This is a genomic window from Kitasatospora sp. NPDC042419 (genome assembly GCF_056437345.1).
Genome location: NZ_JBWKAW010000028.1, coordinates 61,815 through 74,711, shown reverse-complemented (window position 1 = coordinate 74,711; position 12,897 = coordinate 61,815). Strand labels below are relative to the sequence as shown.

General features: G+C 77.2%; 10 protein-coding genes. 4 read left to right on the top strand and 6 right to left on the bottom strand.

Annotation, left to right across the window (positions count from 1 at the left end; translation table 11 throughout):
* From AC067J_RS35190 to AC067J_RS35175, 4 genes are all read left to right on the top strand, one after another.
* Entirely contained in the window at positions 1-2,496 is a 2,496-nt protein-coding gene (locus tag AC067J_RS35190; RefSeq protein WP_478306267.1) for a GTPase-associated protein 1-related protein, read from the top strand.
* A complete protein-coding gene (locus AC067J_RS35185; RefSeq protein ID WP_478306265.1) occupies positions 2,493-4,289 on the top strand; it encodes a TRAFAC clade GTPase domain-containing protein in 1,797 nt (598 codons plus the stop codon). The genes AC067J_RS35190 and AC067J_RS35185 overlap by 4 nt, the downstream gene beginning before the upstream one ends.
* A gap of 30 nt (positions 4,290-4,319) precedes the next feature.
* On the top strand, positions 4,320-5,432 hold the full coding sequence (locus AC067J_RS35180) for a macro domain-containing protein (RefSeq protein WP_478306264.1): 1,113 nt from the start codon (positions 4,320-4,322) through the stop codon (positions 5,430-5,432).
* 276 nt (positions 5,433-5,708) lie between these two features.
* On the top strand, positions 5,709-6,509 hold the full coding sequence (locus AC067J_RS35175; protein ID WP_478306262.1) for an endonuclease I family protein: 801 nt from the start codon (positions 5,709-5,711) through the stop codon (positions 6,507-6,509).
* Positions 6,510-6,691: 182 nt separating this feature from the next.
* Here the strand turns inward: AC067J_RS35175 and AC067J_RS35170 are convergent, their stop codons facing one another.
* From AC067J_RS35170 to AC067J_RS35145, 6 genes are all read right to left on the bottom strand, one after another.
* Positions 6,692-7,804, bottom strand: a complete 1,113-nt coding sequence (locus AC067J_RS35170; RefSeq protein ID WP_478306261.1) for a hypothetical protein — start codon at positions 7,802-7,804, stop codon at positions 6,692-6,694.
* Positions 7,805-8,340: 536 nt separating this feature from the next.
* Entirely contained in the window at positions 8,341-8,751 is a 411-nt protein-coding gene (locus AC067J_RS35165) for a hypothetical protein (RefSeq protein WP_478306259.1), read from the bottom strand.
* A 205-nt stretch (positions 8,752-8,956) separates the two neighbouring features.
* Positions 8,957-10,864, bottom strand: a complete 1,908-nt coding sequence (locus AC067J_RS35160; protein WP_478306257.1) for a N,N-dimethylformamidase beta subunit family domain-containing protein — start codon at positions 10,862-10,864, stop codon at positions 8,957-8,959.
* Entirely contained in the window at positions 10,861-12,330 is a 1,470-nt protein-coding gene (locus AC067J_RS35155) for a condensation domain-containing protein (protein ID WP_478306255.1), read from the bottom strand. The genes AC067J_RS35160 and AC067J_RS35155 overlap by 4 nt, the downstream gene beginning before the upstream one ends.
* Positions 12,327-12,671, bottom strand: coding sequence for an acyl carrier protein (locus AC067J_RS35150; protein ID WP_478306253.1), 345 nt, complete (start codon positions 12,669-12,671; stop codon positions 12,327-12,329). Before AC067J_RS35150 ends, AC067J_RS35155 begins: the two co-directional genes overlap by 4 nt.
* Positions 12,668-12,895 carry an MbtH family protein gene (locus AC067J_RS35145; protein WP_478306252.1) on the bottom strand — a complete coding sequence of 76 codons (228 nt, stop codon included), beginning with the start codon at positions 12,893-12,895 and terminating at the stop codon, positions 12,668-12,670. The genes AC067J_RS35150 and AC067J_RS35145 overlap by 4 nt, the downstream gene beginning before the upstream one ends.
* Positions 12,896-12,897 lie beyond the last annotated feature (2 nt).

The window sequence follows — 12,897 nt, the reverse complement described above, 5'->3', positions numbered from 1 at the left end:
ATGCCGTTCCAGCAGCTCTACTACACCTCGTGCGAGCAGGGCCTGAGCGGCTTCGCCGGCTACCAGTTCAACGCCGTCAGCGCGGACGTCTCCGCCGAGACCATGCGCGAGGTGGAGGCGCTCACCGCCTACGAGCCACCGCCCTCGCTGCTGTACTCGGCCGCTCCGGAGGAGCTGGCCCGCTGCCCGGTCAACCTGGTCTTCGTGCCGGGGGCGACGGTGCTCGCGGCCCGGGTCCAGTACGTCGGGCGGGACTCCTCGCAGCGCTTCGGCAACTACTTCGCCCACGCCCTGACCAGCCCCGACTTCGCCCGGGACGGCGGCGGCCTGCTCGGCATCGAGCTCTGGGAGTCGCCGGTCTGGTCGTCCCGCCCGGCCGAGCGGACCCGGCTCCCGGCCCTGGAGGCCCGGCCCGGCGCCGGCCCGCTCACCCCGCGCTCGGTCGGCCGGTTCCTGGCCGCGCACCCGCACGCCGCGCTGCTGCCCGCCCTGCTGGAGGCCGCCCGGACCGCACTGGCCGAGGACCGGACGGTCCTGGTGGTGGACGCCAGCACCGACCGGATCGCGCACTGGTTCGCCGCCGCCTGCTTCCTGCTCCCGCCGCCCGTCGCCCGTCGGCTGTCCTTCGCCACCTACCTCCACCGCCCCGGGCGCGGCCGGCTGCACCTGATCGGCGGCCTCCCCGAGAACCGGATCGACCTGGGGCCCGACGACCAGGACGCCTACTACCTGCTGGACTTCGTCCGGGGCCTCGCCCCCGCGCTGCCCGTGCACCCGCTGACCGCGCTGCTGGCCCGGGTCGGCCCGGCCTCCGCCCGGACCTTCTGGTCCTGGGCCGGCGAGTACCTGAGCGGCCGCGAACGGACCGCCGAGGACTGGCACGGCCCGGCCGCGGCCGCGGCGGCGGCCGGCGGCACCGCCCTGACCCCGGGCGACCTCGCCGCCCTCACCGGCTGGCTGACCGGCCCGGACGCGCCGCCGGCCGCCGCGCTGACCACCGTCGTGCGCGACGTCCACCGCCAGCACCGCCTGGACCGGGAGCAGTTGCGGGCGCTCAGCCGGGCCGCCGCCCGCGGCGACGACCAGGAGCTCGCCGAGCAGCTGCTGGACGAGGTCCACGAGGCCGACCTGCTGCGCTGCGAGGAGGGCGACACGCAGGGCCTCCCCGCGGTCCGGCTCACCGACCCGGCCCGGCGCGAGCGGATCACCGGGCGCTGGCTGGCCAGGTTCCGGCAGGCCGACACCGCCGGGGCGCTGCGCCTGCTCGGCTGGGCGTCCGCCGCCGGGCTGCGGCCGCCGCCCGCCGAACTCGTCCGCCGCAGCACCGAACTCACCGGGGAACTGCTCGGCGCCACCGTCACCGGCACGCCCTTCGCCGGGCTGGAGAAGCTGCTGACCGCCGCCGCCCGGCAGTGGCCGGAGTTCCGGCAGGGCCTGGTCGAGACGCTCGGCGGGCTGGAGGGCTCGCTCGGCGCGCAGTTCCCCGCCGTCCTCCTCGCGCTGCCGCCGGACCTGCTCGGCGAGGAGGACCTCGCCGGCCGCGACTGGCTCCTGGAGCAGTACCTGGTGGCCCGGGCGGCCGGGCGGCCCGACCTCGCCGCCACGACGCTGCTGCGCGTCCTCCCGCTGCGCCCGCCGGACGCGCCGCTCGACCTCCGGCTGCTCCGGCACCTCTGGTCGCCGCACGCCCGCTGGTCGCACGCCGAGGCACTCGCGGTCGTCCCGCAGCTGCCGACCGGGCTGCGCTGGGACGACGGCGCCCGCCGGTGGCTCGACCTGACCCTCGTCCAGGAGATCGCCGACGCCGAGGCACTGGACGGCTGCCTGCGCCTGTACGAACTGTTCGCCGCCGCGCCCCGGGCCGACTGGCCGAGCCCCGACACCGCCGACTGCGTCGCCCGCACCCTCGGGATCCGCGACCGCCTGGACCGGGCCGGGACGGCCGACCAGCTCCTCGGACTGCTCGACGACCCGCCACCGGTCCGCTGGCACCCCGCCTGGGCGCTGCTGAGCCGCCGGCTGCCCGCCGCGCTGGCCGACCGGCCGGTGGCGCGGCCCGACCGGGTGGCCGCGGGCCTGCCCCGCCTGGGGCCCGCGACCGCGCAGGCCTACCTGCGGCGGCTCCAGGCCGGGACCGCCCGCGTCAGCCGGACGAGCCCGGCCCCGGACACCCTGCTCGGCCACCTGGCGGCGGCCGCCGCCTTCCTGGCGCACCACCCGTCCGGTGTCCAGCTGGACCTCGTCCTCCTCATCCTGCGGCACGCCCGGGAGCAGTGGCCGCCGGCCGACGCCGCCCGGCTGGCCCGGGCCCTGCGCCGCTACGCGCCGGTCGAGGCGGACCGGGTGGAGGCGCGGCTGGCCCGGCACCCGACGCCCCTGCTGCGGCGGGCCCTCGGCCGGCTGGCCGCCCTCGGCCCGGCCCACCGCCGACGCGCGCCCGGGGACACCGCCCCGCCCGCCGCCCGCCCGCCGCGCCCGCCGGGGGCGGCCGGGTGAACGCGCTGACGGAACTCGTGACGTTCTTCTTCGACCTGCTCGTCCCCCTCGTCCGCTTCCTCGCCCGCCTCGCGGTCTCCCTGGTGCTCGCCCCGCTCGTCGCGGCCGCCCGCGCGCTGCGGCTGCTGGACCAGCTGGTCCGGTCGTACGGCCGCGTACTGGTGGGCGTGCTGCGCCGGAGCGACCCCCAGTACCGGACGCTCCCCCCGCACCGCCCCCAGGACGAGCCGCAACCCGCCCACCGCGCCTACGCCTTCGGTCCCGCCCGGCGCGACCTGCGGCTGGTCGCGGTGCACGGCCTCCGGACGCACCGCCGCGGCACGGCCGACGCCCTGCGCACCGTCTCCGACGGGCTGCGGGTCGACCGCGACGTCCTGCTCGCCCTGGCCGGCTACGCCGGTGTGCTGGCCGCCGCCCTGCCCACGCTGCCGCTGCTGGCCGCCGCCCTGCTGGTGCACGCCCTGGTGGTCCTGCTGCTCCGGGCCGGCGGCGGACTCGCCGTGCTCGTCCTCGCCGGCCTCGACCAGGTGGCCGTGACCGCCCGGCACCTGCGCCAGGGGGTGCTCTGCCCGCACTGCTTCGAACGGGTGCGCCGGCCCGAGTACGAGTGCTCCCGCCCCACCTGCCGGCGGCGCCACAGCGACCTGCGGCCCGGCCGGTACGGCATCCTGCTCCGGCGCTGCCAGTGCGACCAGCGGTTGCCCACCACCCTCCTGACCGGCCGTTACCGGCTGCCCGGGTACTGCACCCACCGGCACTGCGGCCGGCTGCTGAGCACCGAGACCGGGCGGCTCGCCGAACACGCGCTGCCGCTCGTCGGCGGCCGGGCCGCCGGCAAGACCCAGCTGATGGCCGCGATGCTCGCCGTCCTCCAGCGGCCCGACCCCGACGGACGGACGCACGCCCGGTTCGCCGACGAGGAGACGGCGGAGCGCTACCGGCTGCAGCGCGAGGTGCTGGAGATCCGCGGCCACCCGCGGAGCACGCCGCGGGCCCGGCACCGGGCCCACTCCGTCCTCCTGGACCGCGCGCGGCCGCCGCGCCTGCTGCACCTCTTCGACACCGCCGGCGAACACTTCGTCAGCCGCGAGGACGCCGACGCCCTCCGGTACGCGCGGGCGGCCCGCACCTTCCTGTTCGTCCTCGACCCGCTCGCCGTCCCGGACTTCTGGAACCTCCTCGACCCCGGACAGCGCGCCGGACTGGACCGCACGCTCGCCTCCAGCGTCGCGCCGCAGACCGTCTTCGACCAGGCGGCCACGGCGATCACGGCGATGGGGGTCCCGCTGCACCGCTCGCGGCTGGCCGTCGCGATCAGCAAGTCGGACCTGCTGGACGAGGTGCGCCTGCTCGACGAGCTGCCGGACGCCCCGGCGGCCGGCCGGCGCCGGGGCCGGATCCCGCTCCCCCGCAAGGACGGTGACGGGGGCTTCGTCGACAACCGGGAACGCGACCGGGCCGACCACCGGGACGACCACCGGCGCGGCGACCGGGACAGCGACCGCGCCGCGCAGTGGCTCAGGCGGGAACTCGGGCTGGGCAACCTGGTCCAGGCGATGCACAACGAGTTCGGCGAGGTGCGGTTCTTCTTCACCGCCGCCGTCCTCACCGAGGACGGATCGGTCCACCCGAGCATCGCCCCGCTGCTCGACTGGTGCCTCGCCGACGGGCGCCGCGCCCGCGCCCGGGCCCGCGCCGCAGCGGCCGCCGTCCGGCCCCTCGGCGACCCGCCGCCCGGCGGACCCACCGCCGCCGATCCGGACGAACGGCCGACGGAGCGGACCAGCTTGTGAACACCCCTCCTCCGTGCCATCGTTGGGCCCATGCCGAACCCGACCGGCGACGACCCCCCGGACTTCGACCACGACGCGGTGCTCGCCGAGCTGCGCGTCGTCCGGCGAGCGGGCCCGGTCCGGCTCCGCGGACTCCACCTCCCGCTGCTCGCCGCCCTGGCCGAGGCACCCGGGCCGCGCCACCCGCGCACCGTCGAGGACCTGCTGCGCCGCGCGGTCGCCGGACTCGACGCGGGCACCCTGCAGGAGGCCGCCCGGCACAGCCTCGGCCTCGCCCCCGGCACCACCGACTCACCGGCCGCCGACCGCCGCAAGCGCGCCGCCGCCGTCTACGGCGTCAGCGTCGAACGCTTCCGCCGGCACCACGAACTCCTCGTCCTGGCCGCCGTCGTGGACGAGATCGGCCGGCTCGCCGGACAGCCCGCCGAAGCCCCGGCGGCCGACGGGCCCGCCCGGGACGCCGCACCGGCCCACCAGGCGCCCGCCGCCGAGCACCAGGTGCTGCGGGTACCCGTCCAGGGCCGGACCGTCGCGGTGCACCTGCACACCCACTCGGTCGACCTGCTCCGCGACGTGGACGTCGTCGTGTCGCCCAGCAACGTGTACCTGGCGCTCGCCGAGGCCTACAAGAACTCGGTGTCCGCCGTGCTGCGGCGGGCCGGCGCGGTGCGCGGACCCACCGGCGACCTCATCGAGGACCGGATCTCCACCGAACTGCGCCAGTGGCTCGACCAGTACCGCAGCTTCGGCCGCCCGGTGCTCGCCTCCACCGTCGCCCCCACCGGCGCCGGCGCGCTCGAACGGCAGGGCCTGCGCCGGATCTACCACGCAGCCGTCGCCGTGCCCCGCCCCGGCACCAACGACTACGACGTCCTGCCCACCGACGTCACCCGCGCCGTGACCCGCGCGCTCGCCCTGCTCGCCGAGGAGCACGGCACCTTCGACCCTCCGCTGCGCTCGATCTGCTTCCCCCTCCTGGGCGCCGGCCGGGGCGGCCTGCCCGCCGAGGCGAGCATCGCCGCCGTGTGGGCCGCCGTGGAGGCCGAACTCTCCCGCGGCGCACCCTGGGAGATCCACCTCGTGGTCCGCGACCCGGCCCGCGCCCGCGCCGTCGCCCGCCATCTCCTCACCGCGGCCGCCTGACCCCGACCGTCCGGCCCCGACCGCCTCACCCCGGGCGCCTCCCCCCGCCGGCCCGACCCGGTCGTGGACGGAGCGCCCGGCAGTGGCAGGCGGCGCTCCGCGTCTCGCGGGATTCCGTATGCGAGAACGTCATGGAACGGCCTCCAATCGGTTACGAGAAGCTCCTCATTGACGTGTCATGCTCCCGTTAACACCACGTCAACACGCGTAGACCGCGGCCCGGCCCACCCGGACCCCGCGGCCCGGCTCGCGTCGTCCGGGAAAGGACAGCCCCTCATGTCCGTTGCACAGATACGCAGATGGAAGGCGCTGGCGGCCGCCGCCGCCGTCCTCGTCGGCGTCGCCCTCCCCGCAGTCTCCGCCCCCACCGCGAACGCCGCCGCCGGACCGTACGACAGCACGTACTACAAGAACGCGATCGGCAAGACCGGTACGAGCCTCAAGGCCTCGCTGCACACCATCATCGGCACCGGTCAGACCAGGATCTCCTACGACGCGGTCTGGAACGCCCTGAAGGTCCTCGACCAGGACCCGAACAACACCGCCAACGTGCTCCTGCTCTACAGCGGCACCTCGCGCGCGAAGTCCCTCAACGGGGGCAACGTCGGCAACTGGAACCGCGAGCACGTCTGGGCCCAGTCCCACGGCGACTTCGGCACCTCCGCCGGCCCGGGCACCGACCTGCACCACCTGCGCGCCGCCGACGTCCAGGTCAACGGCATCCGCGGCAACAAGGACTTCGACAAGGGCGGCAGCGCCGTCAGCGGCGCGCCCGGCAGCTACACGGACGCCGACTCCTTCGAGCCGCGCGACGCCGACAAGGGCGACGTCGCCCGCATGATCCTCTACATGGCCGTCCGCTACGAGGGCGACGACTCCTGGCCCGACCTGGAGCCCAACGACTCGGTCAACGGCAGCACCCGCTTCCACGGCCGGCTCTCCGTGCTGAAGCAGTGGAACGAGCAGGACCCGCCCAGCGAGTTCGAGAAGCGCCGCAACCAGATCGTCTTCGACAGCTACCAGAAGAACCGGAACCCGTTCATCGACCACCCGGAGTGGGTCGCGGCGATCTGGTAGACCACCCGCCGGACCGTCCGCGCCGGACCCCCGGCGGGCACTGTCAGCCACTCCCGGGGGTCCGTGCCCGCCTTCCGGCCGATCGGGCCCGAACGGGGTGACGACCGGATTCGACGACGGGGCCACGGGGCCGGACGCGGTCGGGCCCGGGGCGGTGGTCGCCCCGGGCCCGACCGGCGGGATCAGACCGCCGAGGTGTACGCGGTGAAGAACCGGCCGGGGACCGGCGAGCCGCCGCCGTTGAAGCAGATGGTGTAGAGGCTCACCGTCCCCGAGGTGCGGTTCCACGGCAGGGCCAGGCCGCACCAGTCCGGGCCGGGCCCGAACGCGGTGACGTGCGCGGTGTCCGAGGGGACGCCCACGTTCGGGAGCGTCACGGTGTAGGGCACCGAGCCGGCGAGCGTGTTGGCCGGGCCGGTGGAGTTGAAGTTGCCCCCCGGGGGCAGGCCGCCGTTGAACCACAGGTAGCCGAACCGGTTCGGCGGGAACGCCGGCCCGTGCACCGCGCGCTTCAGCGAGTAGCTCAGCGTCCACCGCGTGTCGTACGGGGCGTTCGCCGCGTTGAAGCAGGCGACCACGACGGTCTGACCGGACGCCGCGGGCGCCCAGTCGGCCACCTTGCAGCGCGCGCCCTGGGCCGCGTCGACCGCGGTGACCTCGATGTTCCCGTCGTAGGAGGCGGAGCCCAGGCCGGGCAGCCAGGCCTTCCAGATGCCGGACCCGCTGCCGCCCCAGCTCGACGTGTTGACCGCACCGGTGGAGTTGTACTGCGTCAGCACCGAACCGGTGGAGTTGGAGTAGAGGTAGCCGTAGCCGCCGCCGGGCGGGGCGGGCGTCCCGCTGCTGGTGGTGTAGAGCACCGTGAACAGGGTGTTGGCGGGCGCTCCGCCGGGCTTGTGGCAGGAGACCGCGACGTCCTGGCCGCTGCCGGCCGTGCCCCAGCCCTTGATCTGGCACCAGTTGCCGGTGCGGCCGACGGCGGTGGCGTGGGCGATGCCGCCGGGGCCCGCGATCAGCGGGAAGTGCACGACGTAGGAGCCGACGCCGGTCTGGTCGACCTTCACCGGGTTGGTGGCCGGCGTGGGCCAGCTGCCCCACTGCCGGGTGGTGTCCGGGACGTAGCCGGGCGGCGGGGTCGGGTTGTCGAGGAACGCGAAGCCCCAGCGGTCGGGCACCGCGGCGTGGGCCGTGCCGGCCCCCGGGAGGCTGACGCCCACCAGTGCGGCCAGCAGGGCGAGGACGAGCAGGGCGGCGCGGACGGGTCTGACCCGCGGCGCGCGGGTGTCGACGTGCATGGGCGTACCCCCAGGGTGGTGAGGAAGGACGGGCGGCCTGCGCGGTGCTGCCTGCACTGCGGGCCCGCTCCCGGTCGCCGGGTCGGGCTCCGGCCGGCGGGGCGTCCGGCCCACGGGGCCCGGTGGTGCCCGGCGTCGGCCGGCAGTGTCGGGGGTCAGGCCCGACGGCGCTCACATCGTAGGGTCGCGCCATCCGGCGGCACAGACCTCCGGCATGGGCCGACGGGTGCGTTGTCGGCCGATCCCGGGCCCGCCGCGTCCGCCCCTCGCGCGCCGGCCGCCCCCTCCGCCCCACCGGCAACCGCAGTGCGACGGGCCGGAGGACGCCGGCACGGGTGCCCCGGCCCGCACCGGCACCAGCCGCCCCGGCAGGCGTCCCGCGTCCCGCCCGTACCCGGCCGGGACGGCGTCCGGGCGGTGGCCGGAAGCGGGCGGCCCCGGACCGGCCCCGGACCGGCCCGGACGGGACACGGGAGGCCGCCACGCCGGACGCGCGAGGGCCCCGGCCGGTGCGGCCGGGGCCCTCGTACGTCCGGTCAGACCTTCGCGGCCGTGTCGGTGGGCGGCTGGTCGGTGGGCGGCCGGGGGACGGCCGCGTAGGGCCCGCCCGCGTACACCGGCTGCTGCGGCCCGGGCGCGGCGGCCAGGGCTCCGGCGAGGAGCATCCCGAGCCCGGTCAGCTCGAACGGCAGGGAGAGCAGGACGGGGGCGTTGACCGCCCAGATCACCCCGTACTCGTCGTAGAGGCCGGCCATCGCGAAGGTCATCACGACCGCGACGAGGACCGGGCCCAGCGCCAGGACCAGGCAACCGACCATCGCCAGGCGGGCGCCGCGCCCCCGGCGGCGCACGAACGTGGCGGCCACCACGGCTCCGACCAGCGGGAAGAGGACGTTGACGATGCTGACGACCATGCTGATCAGCCGGGCCGTCTCGTAGTCGGTCACAGGGCTCCATCACGTGTCGGAACCTGCGGGCCGGGACGGGCGCCGCAGAGCGCGAAGACAGCGGTCCGGACGGACCGGGTACAGCCGGATTCCCCGGCGGAGCCCCGACCGTCCGCTTCGGAGGACGGCCGGACCCGGGCACCCGGTTCCCCCGGTCGCGGATCCCGGCAGCCCGTGACCCACCGTCACGCCGTCGGCGCCGCCGTCACACCGCCGGGTGGCTCAGCAGCCGGCCGTCCGGCGAGACGGCGAGCAGCCGGCCGGCGAGGGCCGCGAGGGCGGCCGCGGGCGGGAACGGGTGCGCCGGACCGAACGGGGTGCGCGGGTCGGTGGTCGGGGGCCGGGTGGCGAGGCCGGCCGGGGTGAGCGCGTGCAGGCGGCCGTTCAGCACCGTCAGGGCGGTGGCGCCGGCGGCCGGGCCGAGCGGGCGCCAGGGGGCCGCGGGCTCGGACGCGGGGCGGTGGTGGAGGGTGTCGTCGTGCGGTGTGACGGCGAACAGGGTGCCGTCGCAGACCGCCAGCGCCGTGGTCCCGGGCGGCACGTGGCCGGCGGGGGTCCACGGGGCCGGGTCGGGGACGGGGTCGCGGAGGAGGAGCCGGTCGTCCTCGGTGACGGCGAGCAGGGCGAGCGGGACCGGGCCGGAGGCCTCGCGCGGGGCGGTGAGGCAGCGGATCCGGGCGGCGTCGCCGGCCGGCGGGCAGGGCGTCCAGGGGAGGTTCTGGTCGCCGGGCTCGCGGTGGAGCAGGGTGGTGCCGTCGGCGGCGACGCCGAAGAGCAGCCCCTCGCAGGCGGCGAGGGCGCGCAGGCCGGGAGCCGGGCCGACGGTGTGCCAGCGCGGGGCGGGGGCGGCACCGCCGAGGCGGTCGAGGACGTTGCGGGTGATCCGGTCGACCACCGGATCGCCTAGGGCGCGGCCCCAGTTGATGGTGGCGGCGTTGAAGACGGTGCCGGTGCCGAGCCGGTGGACGCCCATGGTGGCCCAGCCGCCCTGCCCGTAGTGCCGCCAGTGCCGCAGGTCGGCGGTGGCGAGGACGGCGAAGGAGCGGGGGGTGCCGTCGCGGCCGGTGGCGCGGGGGACGCCCGCGGACCAGTCGAGTTCGGCGGCGTCGGTCTCGTAGCCGAGGGCGCCGAGGGCGAAGGTGTCCCCGTCGGCGAGGCCGGTGCCCTCGAAGACCCAGTGGTCGGCGAAGCGGACGGTGTACGACTCGCGGCCGATCACCGCCATCCCGTCGCCCCAGGCGCCGGCGCCGTGGCGGAAGCTGACGCCGGTCATGGTGTTCTCGGGGCGGTCGACCGGGGAGGCGGACCATTCGACGGTGGCGCGCCGCGGGTCGGTGGCGGTGACCGGGTCGGCGGCGGCGTCGCGGTGGCAGACCAGCGTCCGGCCGTCGTCCTCCAGCCGGATCTGCCACCACGCCGTGTTGGCCGCGAAGAAGGCCAGGTTGCCGCCCCGGCGGGCGAACTCCTCGACGGTGTCCCGCATTTCGGCGGACCAGTACTCGTCGTGCCCGTTGACCACCAGCAGCCGGTAGGCGGCGAGGAGTCCGGCCCCGCCGGTCCGGTCGTGCAGGTCGAGGCCGGAGCAGTACTCGACCGGGTGACCGGCCCGGGGCAGCCAGCGCAGCAGCGGCTCCTCCCACCGCTCGGGCGGCGGGCCGCCGCCGGGCGCGTCGAGCGGGACCCGGGCGGCGCGGTCCGGCTGTTCGGCGTAGTACAGGCCGCGGCCGGGCTGCCCGGCGCGGTGGTAGGCGCGCCAGGTGGCGAACGGGATCGACACCAGGGTGGTGGCGGAGGCTCCCGGCCGGGCGGCGCGCACCACGAACCAGACCTCGTGCTCCGCGTCCCGCTCGGGCGCGGGCAGCTCGGGGCGCTCGTCGTGGAAGCTCGCCCGGTAGAGCGAACTCGGCCAGTCGGCGGGCACGGTGAGGTCGAGGAGCCGCCCGTCGACGGCGGCCTTGAGCCGGACCTCGCCCGTGACCTCGTCGGTGACGACGACCCGCCCGCGCAGCGGCCCGCCGTCGCCGGCGGCGAGGTGGAAGCGGAGCCGGCCGCCCTGGACGCAGGAGGTGGACTCCGCCCAGGCGAGCGGTCTCGGGACGCGGTCCGCGCTCACGGGGCGGCGTCCCGGTACCCGGCGAGCAGGCCGGGCAGGTCGGCGAGCCGGGGCGGGGCACCGGCGGCGGAGGCGACGACGACCTCCTCGATCGCCCGGAGGTGGGCGTGGACGGCGTCCGGCGGCAGGTGGGCGGTGTCGGCGGTCAGGGTGACGGTGAGGGCGGTGTCGTCGCCGGTCAGGTGGAGGCAGTAGCGGCAGGCCACCCGCTCCTGGGTGGCCGGGAAGTCGAGGACGGTGCGCCGGCGGAGCGCGGCGAGTGCCTCGCCGGTCGGCAACGCCCCCGGCCGGAGCGGCCGTTCGACCAGCCGCATGTCGTTGAAGCAGCAGTACGGGTGCACCTCGGTGCCGCGCTCCGCGGCGATCCGGGCGAGCAGGGCGTCCCACTCCACCGGGTCGTAGGCGGCGGCCCGGTAGCCGGCCAGGGCGGCCCGCCAGGCGGCGGGTAGCAGGTCGGTGAAGACGGCCCGGCCGTCGGGGTCCGCGGGCAGGTCCAGCACGACCAGGGCGTCCTGGGAGAGCGTGCTGACCAGGTCGCGGTGGTCACGGCCGGCGCGGTTGCCGGCGATCGGGAGGACGGCGGCGGCCGGGTGGCCCCGGTCGGCGGCGACCAGCGCGGCCGAGGCGGCGAGCAGTACGGTGGATCCGCTGACCAGGTGGGCGGCGGCGAGCGCGTCGACCGCGGGCGGGAGCGCGGCGGAGACCAGCCGGCCGGTCCAGAACCGGGGCGTGCGCGGCTCGGCGACCGGCTCGGGGAACATGGTCGGCGGGATCCGCCGCAGGTCCGCCTCCCAGCGGGCCAGCGCGGCGGCGCCCCGGCGGCGGCCGGCCGGGCCGTGCTGCTCGTGCGCGAGGTCGTACGGGGTCCCGGCGACGGGGCGGCCGGCGGAGCCGCGGCGGACCAGCAGCCGCAGGTCTCGCAGCAGCACCTCGGCGCCGTGCCCGTCGGAGGCCAGGTGGCAGAGGGCGAGCACGGCGTGGGTGATCCGGCCGCCGCTGCGGACGGCGCCGATCCGGACCGGCCACTCCCCCGCGTAGTCGAACCGCCGCCCGACGAGCGCGCCGAGCAGCTCCTCGGCGGCCTGCCCGGCGCGGGCCGGGTCGGGCTCGTCGCGGACCGTCACGCCGATCTCGCCGGCGGCGAGGAGGTGCTGGCCCGGTTCGCCGTCCCGGGACAGGGCCAGCCGGGTGCGGAGCGCCTCGTGCCGGGTGAGCAGCGCGGCCACGGCCGCGGTGAATCCGGCCTCGTCGACGGGTGCGCCCCGGTCGGCGAGCGGGAGCACCCGGCCGAGGTTGAAGTAGTGGTCGTTGGGCGCGGTGCGGCCGATGGCGTGCCAGATGGCCCGCTGGCCCCAGGTGAGCGGGGCCAGGCCGGAGCGGCCGCCGGTGAAGGGGACGGTGAGGACGGCCGCCCCGGCCGCGGGCGCCCCGCCCACGGCCGGGACGGCCCCGGTGGGTCCGCTCATCCGGTGGGCTCCGCGCCGAGTCGGCGGAGGCGCTCGGCCAGGCCGTCGAGGCCTTCGGCGTGGAGCGCCGGGTCGCCGAGGTCGATCAGCACCTCGAACTCCCCCTCCAGGCCGTCGGCGAGTCGCAGCAGGGCCAGCGAGGAGACCCCGAGTGCGGCCAACGACGCGTCGGAGGCGAGGAGTTCGGCGGTGCCGAGCTGTCCGTCGGTGGCCTCGGAGACCAGCTCGGCGAGGCGGCGGCGCAGCGCGTCACCGAGGGCGGCGTCACCGAGGGCGGCGTCACCGGGGGCGGCGGCTGCGGGGGCGCCGGCTGCGCCGGCCGTGTCGGCGGGGGCGCTCACCGGGCGGCTCCGCCGGTGACGGCCGCAGCCTGCTCGGCGAGGCGCCGGCGCAGGCTGAGCGGGCGGATGTCGGGCCAGACCCGGTCGACGTGGGCGGCGCACTCCTCCTCGGTGCCGGCGAACCCCTCGGCGCGCCAGCCGGCGGGGAGCGGGGCGCCGGACGGCCAGAGGGCGTGCTGCTCCTCGTCGTTGACGACCACCTGGTACTGGGCTTCGGTGCTCACGG

What these genes read in the sequence shown, in the direction of transcription:
- AC067J_RS35190 (WP_478306267.1), top strand. Translation starts at nt 1, where the DNA reads ATGCCGTTCCAGCAGCTCTACTACACCTCGTGCGAGCAGGGCCTGAGC.
- AC067J_RS35180 (WP_478306264.1), top strand. Translation starts at nt 4,320, where the DNA reads ATGCCGAACCCGACCGGCGACGACCCCCCGGACTTCGACCACGACGCG.
- AC067J_RS35175 (WP_478306262.1), top strand. Translation starts at nt 5,709, where the DNA reads ATGTCCGTTGCACAGATACGCAGATGGAAGGCGCTGGCGGCCGCCGCC.
- AC067J_RS35170 (WP_478306261.1), bottom strand. Translation starts at nt 7,804, where the DNA reads ATGCACGTCGACACCCGCGCGCCGCGGGTCAGACCCGTCCGCGCCGCC.
- AC067J_RS35155 (WP_478306255.1), bottom strand. Translation starts at nt 12,330, where the DNA reads ATGAGCGGACCCACCGGGGCCGTCCCGGCCGTGGGCGGGGCGCCCGCG.